Here is a 2,583-nt window from a genome sequence, read left to right as displayed (position 1 = left end):
AAAGCAGCGGCAAACACTTGGTCTGCTTTCTCTTTGCTGCCGAAATCAACGGTAACGGTATCGAAGAAGACTTTGTGAACCACATTCAGGCCGTCTGAAACCAGCGCATCGGCAAAGGCAGAAGCCAACGCATGGATACGGTTGGCAATGCGTTTCACACCTTCAGGGCCGTGGTAAACGGCATACATACCGGCCAAGTTTGCCAGCAATGCCTGTGCGGTACAAATATTGGATGTCGCTTTTTCGCGGCGGATGTGTTGCTCGCGGGTGGACAAAGCCATGCGCAAGGCAGGTTTGCCCGATGCGTCTTTGGATACGCCGATGATACGGCCCGGGGCAGAACGTTTGAACTCGTCTTTAAACGCGAAATAAGCGGCATGCGGACCACCGAAGCCCATCGGCACGCCGAAGCGTTGGGTGTTGCCCAAAGCAATATCCGCGCCCAATTCGGCAGGAGATTTCAGCAAAACCAAGCTCATGATATCTGCGGCAACGGCAACGATTGTGCCTTTTGCTTTCAGACGGCCGATAACATCCTGCAAATCTTGCACATCGCCGTCTTTGCCGACGTATTGGAGCAGCGCGCCGAAGTATTCGCCTTCATCCGCTTGGGCAAAATCGCCGACCACCAGTTCAAAGTCGAAATATTTGGCGCGGGTTTTCATCACGTCCAAAGTTTGCGGATACACGCGCGCATCCACAAAGAAACGCTCGGATTTCACTTTGCCCACGCGGTGCGCCATCGCCATCGCTTCAGCGGCGGCAGTTGCCTCGTCCAACAAAGACGCGCCTGCCACAGGGAAACCGGTCAAATCGATACACACTTGTTGGAAGTTCAACAAAGCTTCCAAACGACCTTGGGCAATTTCCGCCTGATACGGGGTGTAGGCGGTGTACCAACCCGGATTTTCCAATACGTTGCGCAAAATCACGTTCGGTACGCGTGTCGGGTAATAGCCCAAGCCGATATAGGACTTGTTGATCACGTTTTTCGACGCAATGCCTTTCAATTTCGCCAACGCGTCCGCCTCGGTCAAAGCCTCGGGCAGGTCGAGTTCGGACGGCATACGGATGCTTTGCGGCACGGTATTGCCGACAAAATCATCCATGCTCTTCTCGCCGAGTGCTTCCAAAAGCGCAGCCTCGTCGCCAAAGCTCAAATGACGCGCGGCAAATTCGTTGGGGTTGAACAATTCAGATAGTTTCATTTCTACTCCTTCGGTGTTATCGATATCAACACTGTTTTTTCTTGCAGATGTTGTTTCAGACGGCCTCAGCCCACTTGGGACGATATGCCAATATTTCCCTATAAACCGGACAGGTTTCCACATGCGCACCGGGCAGGTACCCGGTACTCATCAGAAATTCGCCGACGATTTCGCCGCCGACAAATTTGAAATGTTTTTTAAACAGCTTCACCCATTCAGCCTTGTCGAGCGGATGGTGAGTATCCAGCCAGTTTTTGAATGAGCCGTATTCTTGCTGTATTTGTCTGATTTGTCGCGCGTTATAAATGGCTGCGTTGATTTTCAGGCGGTTGCGGACGATGCCTGCATCGGCAAGCAACCGCTCAATATCGGCTTCGTCAAATGCGGCGACCGTATCGATGTCAAAACCTTTAAATGCCGTCTGAAATGCCTGCTGCTTCTTCAGCATCAGCGTCCAGCTTAATCCTGCCTGATTGATTTCCAACACCAGCCGCTCAAACAATTCATTGTCGTCCTCAATCGGAAAACCGTATTGCGTGTCGTGATAATGTTTGTTGGGGTTGTCCGTATCGTCGGGAAGCGTGGCGACAAATTCGCAGTAATTCATGTTTGCTGAGGAAAAATTGAAACAAAGGCCGTCTGAAAGCATTTTTCAGACGACCTAAGACTTGCAATATCAAACAGATGAAAAACCTGTTTGAATGTTTGCAAAAATCAAGCTACTTCGCCTGCGTATTGTTCGGCAGTCAGCAGACCGTCGTAATCGGCAGGGTTGGCAGGTTTGATTTTGAAGAACCAGCCTGCGCCGTAAGGGTCGCTGTTGGCAGTTTCCGGAGCGCTTGGCAAATCTTCGTTGACGGCAACGACTTCGCCTGCAATCGGCGCGTATACGTCAGATGCGGCTTTCACAGACTCAACCACACCGGCTTGCTCTTCAGCGGCAAGGTTCGCGCCGACTTCAGGCAGCTCGACAAACACGATGTCGCCCAACAGCTCTTGCGCGTGGTGGGTAATGCCGACGGTGATGGTACCGTCTTCTTCAAGGCGCAGCCATTCGTGGCTGACAACGTATTTCAGTTCTACTGGGATATTGTTGCTCATGGTTTGATTCTCCATTGGTTTTTTGGCTTGAAAGTCGTCTGAATCATAATGTCTCAGACAGGTTATTTCACAGTTTTTCCAATAAGGCTTCCTATTTTTAATGATCTCGTTTATACCAATTTATTAAATAATTTTCTTCTATTCGGCTACGCGAGCCATAACGTATCACGTTTAAATATCCATTATCATTTCGTTTAAACTGAATTCCCACCAACTTTCTAGAATTAATTAAGAAATAAATGGTATTATCTGAGCAATTATGTGGTTCACATAC

The 2,583-nt window shown here is 49.6% G+C and carries 3 protein-coding genes; all 3 read right to left on the bottom strand.

From position 1 onward, the window contains the following. Positions 1-1,208: glycine dehydrogenase (locus ACTHUT_RS17770; protein WP_440419249.1), on the bottom strand; the 1,208-nt coding region annotated here is incomplete at its 3' end. A gap of 55 nt (positions 1,209-1,263) precedes the next feature. Beyond that, entirely contained in the window at positions 1,264-1,815 is a 552-nt protein-coding gene (locus ACTHUT_RS17765) for a DNA-3-methyladenine glycosylase I (RefSeq protein ID WP_440419247.1), read from the bottom strand. Between the two features lie 107 nt (positions 1,816-1,922). Further along, positions 1,923-2,309: a glycine cleavage system protein GcvH gene (gene gcvH / locus ACTHUT_RS17760; RefSeq protein ID WP_440419245.1), complete on the bottom strand. Its 387-nt coding sequence runs from the start codon at positions 2,307-2,309 to the stop codon at positions 1,923-1,925. Between the last annotated feature and the right edge of the window lie 274 nt (positions 2,310-2,583).

The organism is Neisseria sp. P0022.S010 (assembly GCF_051956635.1).
This window is presented reverse-complemented; position numbering and strand designations above follow the sequence as displayed.